11 protein-coding genes and 5 tRNA genes are annotated in these 14,124 nt (G+C 39.7%); 9 read left to right on the top strand and 7 right to left on the bottom strand.

The features are described 5' to 3' along the window. The 8 genes from ychF to MED121_RS11350 form a co-directional block, all read left to right on the top strand. Nucleotides 1–770, top strand: a 770-nt coding sequence (ychF, locus tag MED121_RS11385; RefSeq protein WP_009833838.1) for a redox-regulated ATPase YchF, incomplete at its 5' end; no start/stop codon positions are given. Nucleotides 771–890: 120 nt separating this feature from the next. After that, nucleotides 891–965, top strand: a tRNA-Gln gene (locus tag MED121_RS11380). 29 nt (nt 966–994) lie between these two features. After that, nucleotides 995–1,071: transfer RNA gene (locus MED121_RS11375), tRNA-Met, on the top strand. 16 nt (nt 1,072–1,087) lie between these two features. Beyond that, a tRNA-Gln gene (locus MED121_RS11370) sits at nt 1,088–1,162 on the top strand. A 22-nt stretch (nt 1,163–1,184) separates the two neighbouring features. Further along, nucleotides 1,185–1,261: transfer RNA gene (locus tag MED121_RS11365), tRNA-Met, on the top strand. A gap of 15 nt (nt 1,262–1,276) precedes the next feature. Next, nucleotides 1,277–1,351 (top strand) — tRNA-Gln (locus MED121_RS11360). 167 nt (nt 1,352–1,518) lie between these two features. After that, nucleotides 1,519–2,190, top strand: a complete 672-nt coding sequence (locus tag MED121_RS11355; protein ID WP_009833837.1) for a TIGR04219 family outer membrane beta-barrel protein — start codon at nt 1,519–1,521, stop codon at nt 2,188–2,190. Nucleotides 2,191–2,380: 190 nt separating this feature from the next. Then, nucleotides 2,381–3,076, top strand: coding sequence for a TIGR04219 family outer membrane beta-barrel protein (locus MED121_RS11350; protein ID WP_009833836.1), 696 nt, complete (start codon nt 2,381–2,383; stop codon nt 3,074–3,076). A 59-nt stretch (nt 3,077–3,135) separates the two neighbouring features. Here MED121_RS11350 and folE read toward each other — a convergent pair whose 3' ends face one another. The 5 genes from folE to MED121_RS11325 form a co-directional block, all read right to left on the bottom strand. Further along, a complete protein-coding gene (gene folE, locus MED121_RS11345) occupies nt 3,136–3,819 on the bottom strand; it encodes a GTP cyclohydrolase I FolE (RefSeq protein ID WP_009833835.1) in 684 nt (227 codons plus the stop codon). Between the two features lie 198 nt (nt 3,820–4,017). Beyond that, nucleotides 4,018–5,040 (bottom strand): phospholipase A, encoded by a 1,023-nt coding sequence (locus MED121_RS11340; protein WP_009833834.1) that lies wholly within the window; start codon nt 5,038–5,040, stop codon nt 4,018–4,020. A 63-nt stretch (nt 5,041–5,103) separates the two neighbouring features. Further along, nucleotides 5,104–6,039, bottom strand: a complete 936-nt coding sequence (locus tag MED121_RS11335) for a glyoxylate/hydroxypyruvate reductase A (RefSeq protein ID WP_009833833.1) — start codon at nt 6,037–6,039, stop codon at nt 5,104–5,106. A gap of 36 nt (nt 6,040–6,075) precedes the next feature. Next, nucleotides 6,076–8,496, bottom strand: a complete 2,421-nt coding sequence (locus MED121_RS11330) for an EAL domain-containing protein (protein ID WP_009833832.1) — start codon at nt 8,494–8,496, stop codon at nt 6,076–6,078. Nucleotides 8,497–8,748: 252 nt separating this feature from the next. Further along, nucleotides 8,749–9,999 carry a sensor domain-containing diguanylate cyclase gene (locus MED121_RS11325; RefSeq protein ID WP_009833831.1) on the bottom strand — a complete coding sequence of 417 codons (1,251 nt, stop codon included), beginning with the start codon at nt 9,997–9,999 and terminating at the stop codon, nt 8,749–8,751. A gap of 313 nt (nt 10,000–10,312) precedes the next feature. On the opposite strand from MED121_RS11325, the gene MED121_RS11320 reads away from it, so the two are divergent. After that, on the top strand, nt 10,313–11,908 hold the full coding sequence (locus tag MED121_RS11320; RefSeq protein WP_009833830.1) for a diguanylate cyclase: 1,596 nt from the start codon (nt 10,313–10,315) through the stop codon (nt 11,906–11,908). Between the two features lie 41 nt (nt 11,909–11,949). On the opposite strand, the gene MED121_RS11315 is transcribed toward MED121_RS11320, so the two are convergent. Both MED121_RS11315 and MED121_RS11310 read right to left on the bottom strand, forming a co-directional pair. Then, nucleotides 11,950–13,203, bottom strand: a complete 1,254-nt coding sequence (locus MED121_RS11315) for a sirohydrochlorin chelatase (RefSeq protein ID WP_009833828.1) — start codon at nt 13,201–13,203, stop codon at nt 11,950–11,952. A 58-nt stretch (nt 13,204–13,261) separates the two neighbouring features. Beyond that, the coding region (locus MED121_RS11310) for a cobaltochelatase subunit CobN (RefSeq protein WP_009833827.1) at nt 13,262–14,124 on the bottom strand (863 nt) is incomplete at its 5' end.

Raw genomic sequence — 14,124 nt, 5'->3', positions numbered from 1 at the left:
AAGACGAAAACGTGATTCATGTATCTAATCACGTTAATCCAAAAGCAGATATTGAAGTTATCAATTTAGAACTTATTTTTGCTGACCTTGAATCTATCGATAAGCAAATCTTCCGCACTGCGAAAAATGCAAAAAGCGGCAACAAAGAAGCCATTGCTCACAAAGCCTTTTTAGAAAGCATTAAAGCTCACCTTGAAGACGGTTTGCCAGTGCGCTCTATGGACTTAACTGACGATCAGAAAAAAGAAGTAAAGCTACTTCACCTTTTAACCACTAAACCAACTATGTATATCGCAAACGTTGCTGAAGATGGTTTTGAGAACAACCCCTACCTTGATCAGGTTATCGAGATTGCACAATCAGAAAATGCGGTTGTTGTTCCTATCTGCAATCAGTTAGAAGCAGAAATTTCAGAACTTGATGCAGAAGAAATGCAAGAGTTCTTAGATGAAATGGGGATGACGGAACCAGGCCTTGATCGCGTTATTCGAGCTGGCTATGAGCTACTAGGTCTACAAACCTACTTTACAGCTGGCGTAAAAGAAGTACGCGCTTGGACAGTAAAACAAGGTGCAACTGGCCCACAAGCTGCTGGTGTGATTCACACTGACTTTGAAAAAGGTTTCATCAGAGCAGAAGTCGTTGCTTATGATGCTTTTATTGAATATCAAGGTGAAAGCGGTGCAAAAGATGCGGGTAAATGGCGTCTTGAAGGCAAAGATTACATCGTAAAAGATGGTGATGTAATGCATTTCCGTTTTAATGTATAAAAAATTGAAATTGTTTCGATATTTTCAGAAAAAAGCTTGACCCGATAAGGGCTTATATGAATAATATCGCACCCAGAGACAGGGGATCGAATAAAAGATAATTTGTTTCTGGTTTGCAATTGGGGTATCGCCAAGCGGTAAGGCAACAGGTTTTGATCCTGTCATGCGTTGGTTCGAATCCAGCTACCCCAGCCATTGCAAGCAAAGTTAGGAAAAGTAATTATGGCTATGTAGCTCAGTTGGTTAGAGCACATCACTCATAATGATGGGGTCACTAGTTCGAATCTAGTCATAGCCACCATTAATTACTTAAAGATTGGGGTATCGCCAAGCGGTAAGGCAACAGGTTTTGATCCTGTCATGCGTTGGTTCGAATCCAGCTACCCCAGCCACTTCCTCTCCTAACAGTGTCAAGGCTATGTAGCTCAGTTGGTTAGAGCACATCACTCATAATGATGGGGTCACTAGTTCGAATCTAGTCATAGCCACCACTTTAAAAATTTGATTGGGGTATCGCCAAGCGGTAAGGCAACAGGTTTTGATCCTGTCATGCGTTGGTTCGAATCCAGCTACCCCAGCCATTTTCTCTTCTTTATACTCACTCTAACACCTTGTTCTAGAAAATATTCAGCCAATAATGCTTTCTTACTTTAATTAACTTTAGTTCTTAGGCAATATCGTCTTATAATTACCTCAATTTACATTCCTACATTTCGTAACTTTCACCCAACAAAAGGGAAGATATATTATGAGACCAGCACTTATCCTTGGTTCACTATTAATTGCAGCAAACGCAAACGCGGATTTTCTTGGCTTAACTGCAGAGGTTGGTTCTTTTTCTCCTGATGCAGATACAACCGCAGCAAGCACAGGCTCTTCCATCACAAGCAATAACATGGATGCAGATTCTGGTACTTATTATGGTATCGCTTTTGAGCACCCTATCCCACTTATTCCAAATGTCAGAATTCAAGGCACTGAACTTGAAACAGATGGCACAAATGATGGCACAGCAACAGAAGTTGATATGTCACACACCGACTTCACCGCTTACTACGAACTATTAGATGGTCTTTTATGGCTTAGTCTAGATGCAGGTGTGAGTTTCCGTCAGTACGATGGTACCGTATCGATTGCAGGCTCTGAAACAGATCTAGATGAAACTGTACCTATGTTTTATGCCGCCCCTGCTTTCTCTATTCCAGGTACTGGCCTTGCTGTTGTTGGTGAATTTAAAGTGGGCTCATTCGACGACAAAGATGTAACAGACACCACAATTAAAGTAAAATGGGAATCGCCATTCCTTGTAGGTGTTGAAGCTGGCTACCGCACCCATGACATCGACTTTGAAAATGTTTCAGGGCGTGATGTTGTAAGTAAAAACTCAGGTGTTTTCTTAGGCGTTAACTTCGACATCTAAAGCTAAATAGCTAAAGCTACAGATTAAAAAAGCCCAGTGACCACTGGGCTTTTTTTTGGTCTATTTTTAAGGAGGGTTCAAGTTAGGTTATTTTTTACCGATACCAAGGTGTAGATGTCATATAAAATGAATAAGCTGATGCTTTAAATTGACTCCTATAAAGTGTCACTCAACTCTAAGGACGAAAACAATGAAACGCTCACTGATTCTAGGCTCACTCCTTATTGCTGCTAATGCAAATGCTGATTTTCTTGGCTTAACTGCAGAAGTAGGATCTTACTCACCAGATGCTGATTTATGGGCAGCGGATACTAATACAACAGGTACCAGTGATATGGATGCCGATAGTGGTACCTATTATGGTATAGCAATCGAGCACCCTATCCCAATTATCCCAAACCTTAGGCTACAAGGCACAGAGCTCACCGCTGATGGTAGTGCGACTGCAACCTATAATGGTGTCTCATACACAGATGCAAACGCATCTATTGACCTATCACATACGGATTTCACCCTCTACTATGAAGTGCTCGATGGTTTAGCCTGGATGCATCTTGATTTAGGCCTCACAGCCAGAAAATATGATGGTCATGTTGAGATTTCTAACGATAGAACCGAGCTCTCCGAAACCATACCTATGCTTTATCTAGCGCCTTATATCAATATTCCAGGTACAGGCCTCTCAATAGGAGGTGAACTTAAATACCTTTCCTATGATGATTCAAGTATCACAGACACTACGATAAAGCTTAAATGGGAATCGCCTTTCTTAGTCGGGATTGAAGCAGGTTATCGCCAACATGAGATTGACCTTGTCGATATTTCTGACCTAGATGTTTATAGTGATAATTCAGGTGTCTTCTTTGGAATAAACATAGATATTTAATGATCAAACACAAAAAAGCCCAGTTAGACTGGGCTTTTTAACTTTCTCTTCAAGCATTCTTAACTATTCAAAAACTCCGCTCGCGTTTTATCGCTTTGCTTAAACAAACCACCTAAAGCGGTTGTTTGGGTCGACGAACTTGCATCCATCACTCCACGGGCCTTTACACAATAGTGAGTCGCATCCATGGTGACAGCAACATTATCTGTTTCTAATAGTACTTGTAAGGTGATTAGAATTTGCTGAGTTAGCCTTTCTTGAACTTGTGGCCTTTGCGCAAAGAATCGAACAATGCGATTGATCTTTGATAAACCAATGATTTTCTTTTTAGGCAAATAAGCGACTTTGGCTAAACCATCAATCGTGACAAAGTGATGTTCACAGGTACTGGTAAAACTGATGTTTTTTACCTTAACCATCTCATCCACTTTCATCTTATTATCAATCACAGTGATTTTAGGAAAAGCGTGGTAATCAAGCCCTGAGAAAATTTCTTTTACATACATTTTTGCGATTCGATGCGGCGTTTCAGCAAGGCTATCGTCCGTTAAATCTAAGCCTAGGGTAGTCGCAATATCAACGAAAGATGCCTGAATACGTTGATATTTTTCTTGGGTCGTTAAGCCGTTATCTATCATAGGGGTTTCTAACCCATGTTTAATAAGCGCATCACGAACACGAATAGCCTCAGGGCTTAACGGTAATTCATTTATAGTAGGCTGAGTTGCCAATACTCTTGTCATACTGGAGTCCTAATGAGCAATCCCACCATGGAATTGCATCGAAAAATTGATGCCATTCTACACCAATTTTCAAGATAGTTAATACCAACAAAGCGACAGTGCTAATCCTTTTCTGCCCAAAATAAATAGATTCCAATTCACTATTCAGGCATTCACTTAAAACTATAATTTAGTCCAAATAACTCAATAAAGAATCCTTTACAGCCAATTTGTTAGCATAACGCCAATTCCGAGACTTCGAACATGATCATCATATTCAGCTAAACTTTGACCATAACCATCAAAGTATTGAATATAGCCACGTGTTTTACCCCACATAGGAAAAGTGAAACCTAACTGTACCGCTCCCTTATTATCTGACCTAAAATTATTCCTTAGCATAAGGTCAATACTGTAATCATCTATCACATACACAGCATTTAATTCACCATAGCCCAAATACTTTTCAATATTGGGATTATCGTCCTCTTCACTGCTCTCAGGCAAACGGTACCAAGGCTTTAATGAAAGTACCGCATTGTCACTTTCAAAAAAGAACTCGGCATAAATGCGATTCCAAGAACGAGATAAAGGTTCAGTTCTTCCATTCGACTGATGGTTAAAACCAAGCGTGATATATTTGGCTTTAACCTTGGAAGTGATTTGCTGCTCAACATCAAATAAAACAAACGCCTCTGGCTCATAGTTTGTCTCACGAAACGGAGATGAAATGCTTGTATTATAAGCCTGCCATAATGCCTGTTGTGTATAAGCCCCCCACAAACTGGCATTGGTGCCAAACAGGCGATATGCCAAAGGAAACTTTACACTGAGTTGAAATTTAAACTCCAAATCATCTAGCTCACCACTAAATGCAGAAGCATCGCTAGTATCAGTATCATCTTGAAATTTGATGGGTAAAAAGTAATTCGGCTTATGCGGAGTGATCACAAACGGGCTTAACAAAGACGCCTTTTCAATATCAACTCTTTGCTCAATTAAACCGTTAGCTTTATTCGCCCGATTTGTAATTGACTCTGGTGCTTGCGGTTCAATCAAGATAGGCTCATCAAGCAGAGGCTTTTCCAACGTTTGTTCTTCTATCAGACCATTAAGTTCAAGCACTTCTTGCTCAACAGTCTCTTGCTCAAAAGCGCTATCCTCATTCGTCAGCTGGGCTTCATCCGCAGCCAGACAGGAAAAGCATGGCACAACAAATAGCCAAGTAAGTTTTTTCAACACAATAATAAATCCAACTTAAATAGATGAATAAGGAGAAATCAAAATGAATACGCGAACGGCTTATTAATACCCTTTTTTAGCATTCACGCCATCAGGAATAAGCCCAGTTTTACGGTAGTTAGCAATGTTTGAAGCCACTATTTTACTCGCAGAAGTGGGGTTAGTTTGAGCAGAGATATGAGGTAAAACAGTTATTTTTTCATGCTTCCAAAAAGCACTATTACTAGGTAAAGGCTCCTGAGCAAACACATCTAAAACAGCATGATCCAATTTACCTGAATCAAGCGCATTAAAAAGGTCTTTGTCATTCACAATACCACCTCGGGCAAAGTTTATTATTTGGGCGCCCCTAGGCAATAAGTCAATCAAGTCCTTATTAATTAAGTCTTGAGTATCCGAAGTTAAAGGCAATAAGCAAACTAGAATATGCGTATCTTTTAACATAGCCTGCAATCCATCTTGACCATGATAGCAAGCAATGTTTTCAAGCCGCTTCTTCGAATAACTCCACCCAGATACGTTAAAACCTTGTTCTTTTAATACTTTGGCAGCCTTTTGTCCTAACGCCCCCAATCCTAAAATAGAAATATGCCTATTTTGTGGTTCAATATATTCAATTTGATGCCAGCTCTTTTGAGATTGCTGCTTAGCGTATTTGTGCATATCTCGATGTAAATACAGACTCCAAGCTAACACAGCTTCAGCCATTGCTAGACTTAATTTAGGATCAGTAAGCTTTACCAAAGGTAAGCCAAGTTTCCCCATAGGCTCAACCAATGATTCTACTCCAGCCCATAGACTATGCGCCCAACTTAAGTTAGGAAGCTGCTCAATATCAGAAAATCTAGGATTAGCGAGAATAGCAATATCGCATTTTTGTTTGTCCTGTTCTGACATCTGCGATAACAGTAATACTTTTTCATCAAGGATAATGGCCTGAAATAAAGAAAGCCAATACTGATTATCTTGATCACTTAGTTGAGTAACAAGCGCTATCATGGTGTTTAAGTCCCATTTAAACCGATCGTTTAAAGATCAAATGATGGAATCGTTTTGAAAGGAAACGGCCAATAAATGATTGAAGGTAAATTGTGTAGCAGAAACTGGACGTCCAAATAAGTACCCTTGGTAATTTAAACAACCCATCTCTTCTAACCTTAACAGGTGCTCTTGAGTTTCAACACCCTCTGCCAATACTTCAATATCTAATGCGCCAGACATAGCAATGACAGCCCCCACAATAGCCTCATCACCACTATCAATCAATAAGTCACGAACAAAGGATTGATCTATTTTTAGCCGCTCTATGGGTAAGGTTTTTAAATACTGTAAAGAGGAATAACCGGTACCAAAATCATCTATGGAAAGTTTCATGCCTAAAGATCGAATATGCTCCATCTTTAAACGACTCGCTTGCAGATCCGTTAGCAACATATTTTCTGTTATTTCAATATCAATCAAGGTGGCAGGAATATTGTATTTCAGCAACAACCTTTCAAGGTTGATTAAGAACTCAGGATGCTGAAATTGAATAGGGCTAACATTGATAGATAGAGTCCAATCAGGTTTCCATAAATCCCGTTTAAGCCATTGTGAGAGCTGATAAAAGGCGTTTTCCATGACCCATTCACCTAACTCAATAATTAGACCTATCTCTTCTGCAAGCGGAATAAACTGGGCAGGAGGAATAAATCCATTATCACCATCATGCCAGCGAATTAGGGCTTCAGCACCTAACAATTCACCTTTCACATTATTTTGAGGCTGATAATAAAGCTCAAATTCATTATGAGTAATGGCTCTGTGTAATGCTTTCTCAAGCTTTAGCCTATCATCCGTTAATACCTGCATTTCTGCCTTATAAAAACGATAGGTATTACGACCCGCATCTTTTGCTTTATATAACGCGGTATCAGCCTGCTTGAGTAAGACACCGACATTCTCTTCAAAACCATCAAATAAGGTAATACCGATACTGACCGAGATATGCATCTCATGAGAGCCGACAAATTTTGATTTATTAAATGATTGAACAATCTGCTGGGCGAAAAATGCCACTTTCTCATTAATATAATCTAAGTCCCCTTCTAAAAAAGGGAAGAGGAAAACGAACTCATCGCCACCTAATCTAGCGACACAAATGTCACCTTCAGCTAAGACTTTAAAGTCATTAGCAACCACCTGTAGCAGCAAATCTCCCACATCATGACCCAAAGAATCATTAATATTTTTAAATCTATCCAGGTCTAAAAATAAAACCGCCCCTTTTACCTTACGCTCACGGCTAATTTCCATGGAAGACTCTAGTCTTTCCATAATCCAGTGCCGGTTAGGGAGATGGGTTAATGAATCAAAATAAGCCAGATGATTAATTTTATCTTCCGCTTCTTTTCGAGCAGAAATATCACGGGCCAAAATCAGTACTTCAATCGATTCTTGCAGCACATATTTAATCAAACGTATTTCAATCGGTGTCACAGCACCAGAAGAATGTCTATAAAGTGTCTCAATCGTAAGTGGTGTATCTAATGGCTGCTTCACCAAGTCTTGATAAAAACTTACCCAGGTCTCTTCTGCATGGAGGCTTCGCAAATTAGAGTGAGTTAACTCTTGTTCGTCTATGCCTACCATTTTAACCGCAGCCTTATTGACTAAGGTAATCTGGCCTTCCATATCAGAAAGAAAAATAGCATCGCCCGCTTGAGAAATAATGGCTTTTGAATGAGCGTCACTTCTTTCAAGGGCTTTTAGGGTGCTTTCCAGTTTCCACCAAATTTCACTAAAGGCATCACTTAACGCACCAAGTTCATTATTTATAAACTCACTATCATCCAGTTTAGGCAAAGGCTGAGAAAGGTCTTCACTGTGGGCTAATAAGGTCGTGGTGAGCTTTTTAAGTGGACGAGTTACTATCACAAAGAAAACGAGAGAGATAAGTGAAGCTAAGAAAATGTCTTTCAAAAGGCTAATAAAAAGACCGTCTAGACTTTCACTGATAAAGTTTTGGACAACAAGTTCTTGGTCAACCCAAATACTTAACTTACCAACAAATAAGGCACTGCCTTCATATGTTAATGGAATACTGTAGTGAGCCACATCCGGCAACAGAAAATCAGCGAGAATCTTATAGAATCGACTTTTAAAGTCTTCCCGTTTTGCGGCACCTAGCAAAGAGCCATCTTCACTGGCAAGTTCGGCACGATAAACCAAGGTTTTTTTCGTTAAACCATTCACCAATTGATTAGCAAAAACAGTATCAAAACGAAAAGCGGCTTGTTCGGCAGGTTTTTCAATTAATTCAAGCAGCTGAGTGAACTCTTTATCGACGTCACTTCTGACTTCAATAATATCGGTATAAAACTTAACGAGGCTTGCAACAAGGCTCAAGCCTACAGCAAATAATAATGTGTATAAGGCTTGCTTTAGAAAAAGTGGTTTAGTTAATGCAGATCTCACTCAAAACGCCTTTTCATCATGTTTATCAAACTAACATTATAGTCAGTTAGTCGCTTTGACACATGAATTGCTTAACAAGAAAACGATTAAAAATCATGAATCATCCAATTTTCTCCATATTCACTATTATTGATCACAAAATCAATAGAATTCTTAGCAAAATAGTAAGTTCTAGTAATACTAGAAGGTATTGATAATTATAGATTAATTGGTAAATTTGAAATTTTAATGACGATGTGAACCAAGAAAAAATTACCCTAACCTAGATACAACACGATTTCGGCCTAGCGCTTTCGCTTCATATAAACGTTTATCGGCACGGTCAACCAACTGATCAAAATGGGTATCATCTGTGTTTAAGGTTGATATACCAGCACTCATGGTAACTTTTAAGTCACCAGCGCCTGTTTCTATTGCCTCTTCATCACACATCTGACGAAGTGTATTTGCAAGAGTGACGGCATCTTCCGGATTAGTATTAGGCATAACAACTAAAAACTCCTCCCCTCCGTAACGGCCAATAATATGAGGTTCTTGAATCATTCTTTGGCAACGATTAGAAAACGCCTTTAAAATTTCATCGCCTATGTTATGACCAAACTTATCATTGACCCTTTTAAACTTGTCTAAATCTATCAATATGCAAGCAAGAGGGAGCTTAAGGGATTGTTGTAGATCAAAAATTTGAGCCGATTTCTCCATCAAAAAGCGTCGATTAAACAAACCAGTAAGAGAGTCAGTCATTGCCAAGAGTGTGAGTTTTTTTTCCATCTCAACTTGACCCGTTACATCTATTAAGGTGGTTTGGATCGCATCTTGATTATTCCAGACTATTCTTCGCTCTATCAATTCTACCCATAATGTAGAGCCATCTTTTCGAGTATTTTTAAAACGTTTTTTAGGGTTAACTTCTTGATCCGACATAATCAAGGCCGCCCGCTCTATGTAATTATTAGTTTCGTTTGGCGTAAAAAAAATACTGATATCAGGTAGATCCAAAATTTCTTGAGGAGAATCATAACCATGCATATTTGCATAGGCTTGATTTACCATTAAAGGTTTAAAATTTTGGTGTATCACCATGCCCTGAATGGAGCCTTCGATAAGATCTCTGAATTTTTGTTCACTCTCGTAAATCTTAGTTTCTGCTTGCGTTAAAGCGGATATATCAATGTAAGTCACTTGCAGTGCGGGTTGGCCTTCCCAATCAACAATATGCTCTATGGCTAAAATAAAAAACTCTTCTCCTGCCTGATTAAGATGTCGAAACGATCTAACCTGGGGCTTAATATCCCCTTGCATTAAGCCTTTATAATTAGCAATGCTAACGTCTCTTTGTTCATCATTTACAAGGGGGAGAATACTTTCTAGCTTGGTGATCTCTTCGCCGTTTTTAAATCCAAAAAACTGAGCATAATTATCATCAGCGTATAGGGGAATAAAGTCCCTATGAATCACCATGCCATAATTTGGATCAATCAGATCAGTTCTTTTTTTAATCATAAAAACCACGGAGCAGACAATGAAAGCGTTAGATATAGTCTAAACGTTATAACATTAGCACCCTTAACCTCAAGAAAACGTTTAAATCTTCCCCACACTATACCCATAAATGTAGAGAACTTAAAAGAGTGTTTTTTTGGCGGTAACTTTTCAAATAAAAACAAGTCTCCTACTTAATTTTGCTTTTACTTACACAAAAATAAGTTTCAATATAGGCTATGCATGGCAGCATAATTTAAAGCTGCCGTTTTTAACTCATGAGAGTCAGTCTAGTACCCAGATGATATCGTTAAGACTACTTATCTTTTGCGTGATGATTTCCATCACCCTGATCCCTATATTCAGCCTGTCTATTTGGACCAATAAGATTATTAAAGAACAGGTATATGATTCGGTTAACGAGAAGCATTTGTTAATTGCGAACAATATTACCTTTGCTTTAAATCGCTATACTAAAGACCTTTCTAGTGCCTTAAAAACCTCAGCTAGCTCCCATAACACCAATAAAAACAAGCATATTACCGATGATCTACTAAAGCAGTTAAATATTCATACTCTGGGCAAGTACAACAAAAGCGGCAAAAGAGTCATCACCTACTTTGGCGATACTATCTATACACCTAACTCACTTTTTAGCTTAAAGATTGATGTCCAATTACTTGAGGTCGACAAGGTCTACTTTTCAGATTTAAAACAAGGTTTTTTACCAGAACCTAGCTTATTTCTTTACTTAAAAGATGATCAAGAACAGCTTTGGCTTGCCGTATTAAGTAGGAAATATATTAAACAAATTCAATCACTGATTAGCTTCGGTGAAAAAGGCCATGCGGCAATTGTTGATAAAAAGGGGCGTATTTTAGCCCACCCAAGAGAAGACTGGGAAAATACAGGTAAAAACCTGTCTAAAGTTTCTATTGTGAAGCAAATGATGGCGGGTGAAACAGGGGTCAGCCAGTTTTACTCACCGGCACTAGAAGAAGACATGATTGCGGGCTTTAACGTTATTGATCAAACTGGCTGGGGCGTGATGGTGCCTCAACCTATTAGCGAACTTGATATCAGCATAGGCAAGATTAAACAAATCACCCTAACCATTAGCCTGATTTCATTTTTTACCGCCGCACTGCTTAGTTGGTGGGTTGCAGGCATCATTACTCATCCAATAAAAACCCTCGCCAGAAGAACCAATCGGATTGCCGGTAGCTATGACCATAAATTGAATGACAGAAAAAGTAGACTTCCGCCAACAAAAGAGTTTTCAGCCTTGATGCTTAGTTTCAATCATATGGCTAAGCAAATTGAGAAAGACAAGCTTGAGCTGTCGAAAAAAGTCTATGAAAGAACCATAGAGCTGAAAGAGTCAGAAGCAAAAAGTCGTAACCTAGCCAATCTGGATTTTATTACTGGTCTTGCCAGTCGTATGTCAGCCATCAATACATTAGAGCAACTGACAGAGCAAAAAGCAGATTTTGCCCTCCTCTTTATCGACCTAGATAACTTTAAACCAATAAATGATAAGTTTGGTCACATTACAGGAGATAGGTTATTACAAGCTGTTGCCAGACGCATACGTTCAGAAAACGACCATAAAAATAACCTAGCTGCTCGTTATGGTGGTGACGAATTTCTTATTATTATTAACAAGCCCGGTGACTTAGATAGTCTTATGGCAGAAGTAAATGAGATCTTAGCCCTCTTAACAACCCCATATATTATTGACGGACTAGAACTTCATATCGGGGCCTGCATTGGCATCACTCGTAATAATAGAGGTCAAAACACCAATGCAGACCAACTCATACACCAAGCTGACCAAGCCATGTATCAAGCCAAAGCCAAAGGTAAAAACCGAGCTATTTTGTATTCGTCTTTGTTAGAACATCAAAATGAAGCCTTAAAAAAAGCGTAATAGGTCAAACCTATTACGCTTTCTTGCTTTACTCTCGTATATTACTTATGAGCAAAAGCCGTTTTAGTGCAATCCCCTTCAATTCTGGCCTTCTCTTCTTCCAGTAGTTCATCTGGGAATTGGCTCATAAAGCAACAACACACACCTTCACCTATCATGGTTCTCGGACCTAATGGGTGCGAGATATGCTGATACACACCATGGCTATGTTGATGACCGTCCCCATGGCTATGAGAATGGCCATGAGAGTGGCTATGATCATGTGAATGCCCATGGCTGTGTGAATGCCCATGGCTGTGTGAATGCCCATGGCTGTGTGAATGCCCATGGCTGTGTGAATGATCATGTGAATGACTATGGCTGTGTGAATAGTCATGAGAATGATCAGCCTGAGACGCGCCTTGCGTATCGTCTTCAGGGTCAACAAACTCAGCATGGTGATGATGTACATCCACTTCGCCCGCCGCTAAACGTCGTTTAAAAGAGGCCATTAGGCTTTCTTCACCTAGCTCATCTCCGTTAACAATTTCCATCACACGATTTTCAAAAGCATCAATCACTTTTGGGTGATCATTTAAATAAGGTGTTTGCACAAATTCAATGCCAGGATTTTCAGCTGCCACTTTATCAACATAACCTTGAATACGTTTAATTAGACGGCCTGTGAACAAGAAGTAAGGCGCAACTACAATACGCTTAAACCCTAGCTTCATTAGCTTCTCAAGCCCCACACCCACAGAAGGATATGTCACGCCAGAATAAACTGTATCGGCCCAACCAAAGCCCATATTTTCATTCACAATACGGGTCAGTTTTGCTGCTTCCGCATTTGCACCAGTATCAGAGGTACCACGACCAACGACCACCAGCATGGTGTCATATAAATTTTCTGGTGGGTTTTCAGCATCTAAACCAAGGGATTCATAGATACGAGCCTGAAAAGCATCGATCATATCATCCTGCAAACCGAGTTCACGGCCGTAAGTCATGCCGATATTGCCTTGCTTTTCTGCAAAGGTAGTCAGTACTGAAGGGATATCATTTTTTGCATGGGTTGCTGCGAACAACATGCCTGGAACAGCATAAATATGTTCAACACCTTGTTTGATTAAGCGATTTAATCCCATATGAATATTAGGCGCAGAAAACTCTAAAAAGCCATACTCAACCGGCACATCAGGAAAGCGTTCCTTTAACCCTTTTGCTACCAAACCAAATTCACGTTCCGCATCTTTATCGCGACTACCGTGCCCGCAAATCATGATGCCGGCATTCGCGGCTAATTTATTTGTCATCTTCACTCTACCATCTTAAATATAATATTTAGTACTAGCGCTTATGGCGCTAGTTGAGTTAATTCGCCTGCTCTTGTCTCATATCGAGTTCAAGTAGTAGGTCTTGTAATTTCGTATCATAGCCATTAGGTTCTTGCCACATACCACGTTGACACGCTTCTAATAAACGCTCAGCCATTTCTTCTAAGGCATTTATATTATTTTGCTCAAGAAACGCTCGATTGGCCCCATCAAATACTAAGGCATCAGTGACTTTTTCATATTGATAATCAGCAACTAAATCAGTTGTCGCATCATATGCAAATAAATAATCAATACTTGCCGCCATTTCAAAGGCGCCTTTATACCCGTGTTCTTGCATGGCTTCAATCCATTTAGGATTAAGTACGCGCGAACGCACCACTCTATTTAACTCTTCTTTAAGGGTCCGTACTTTGGGCACACTTGGATTCGAGTGATCATTGAGATAAACCTCAGGGGATTTTTGTGCTAATTGAGTCACCGCATTCGTCATGCCACCTTGAAACTGATAGTAGTCATCAGAGTCTAAAATATCGTGTTCTCGGTTATCCTGATTTTGCACCACAACCTCTAACTGAGAGAGTCTATGCACAAACGCACTTTTCGCCTCAACGCCTTCGCCTTTAAGATGCTTAGCCCCATAGGCATATCCGCCCCAGTTAACATAAGCGTCTGCTAAATCCGCTTGGGTATCCCAGCAGCGTTCATCAATCAGCCCCTGCAAACCAGCACCATAGGCACCAGGTTTACTACCAAACACGCGATAACTGGCTTCTTGCCTCGCTTCTTCTTTTGTTAGGCCTTGCGCTTCTAGGGTTTGCTGACGAGCGAGCACATTATTACGAATCAAGTTGCCTGTACCTGGCTCTTCAAAATCCACTATCGCTTGTACAGCCGCAT

This window comes from Marinomonas sp. MED121 (assembly GCF_000153025.1).
Classification (GTDB): Bacteria; Pseudomonadota; Gammaproteobacteria; order Pseudomonadales; family Marinomonadaceae; genus Marinomonas.
The sequence above is the reverse complement of the archived record's forward strand: the minus strand, read 5'-3'. Positions and strand labels throughout refer to the sequence as shown.

Excerpts from the sequence above, each read along its gene's own strand:
- MED121_RS11355 (WP_009833837.1), top strand. The coding sequence starts at position 1,519 with ATGAGACCAGCACTTATCCTTGGTTCACTATTAATTGCAGCAAACGCA.
- MED121_RS11350 (WP_009833836.1), top strand. The coding sequence starts at position 2,381 with ATGAAACGCTCACTGATTCTAGGCTCACTCCTTATTGCTGCTAATGCA.
- folE (WP_009833835.1), bottom strand. The coding sequence starts at position 3,819 with ATGACAAGAGTATTGGCAACTCAGCCTACTATAAATGAATTACCGTTA.
- MED121_RS11335 (WP_009833833.1), bottom strand. The coding sequence starts at position 6,039 with ATGATAGCGCTTGTTACTCAACTAAGTGATCAAGATAATCAGTATTGG.
- MED121_RS11325 (WP_009833831.1), bottom strand. The coding sequence starts at position 9,999 with ATGATTAAAAAAAGAACTGATCTGATTGATCCAAATTATGGCATGGTG.
- MED121_RS11320 (WP_009833830.1), top strand. The coding sequence starts at position 10,313 with ATGATTTCCATCACCCTGATCCCTATATTCAGCCTGTCTATTTGGACC.
- MED121_RS11315 (WP_009833828.1), bottom strand. The coding sequence starts at position 13,203 with ATGACAAATAAATTAGCCGCGAATGCCGGCATCATGATTTGCGGGCAC.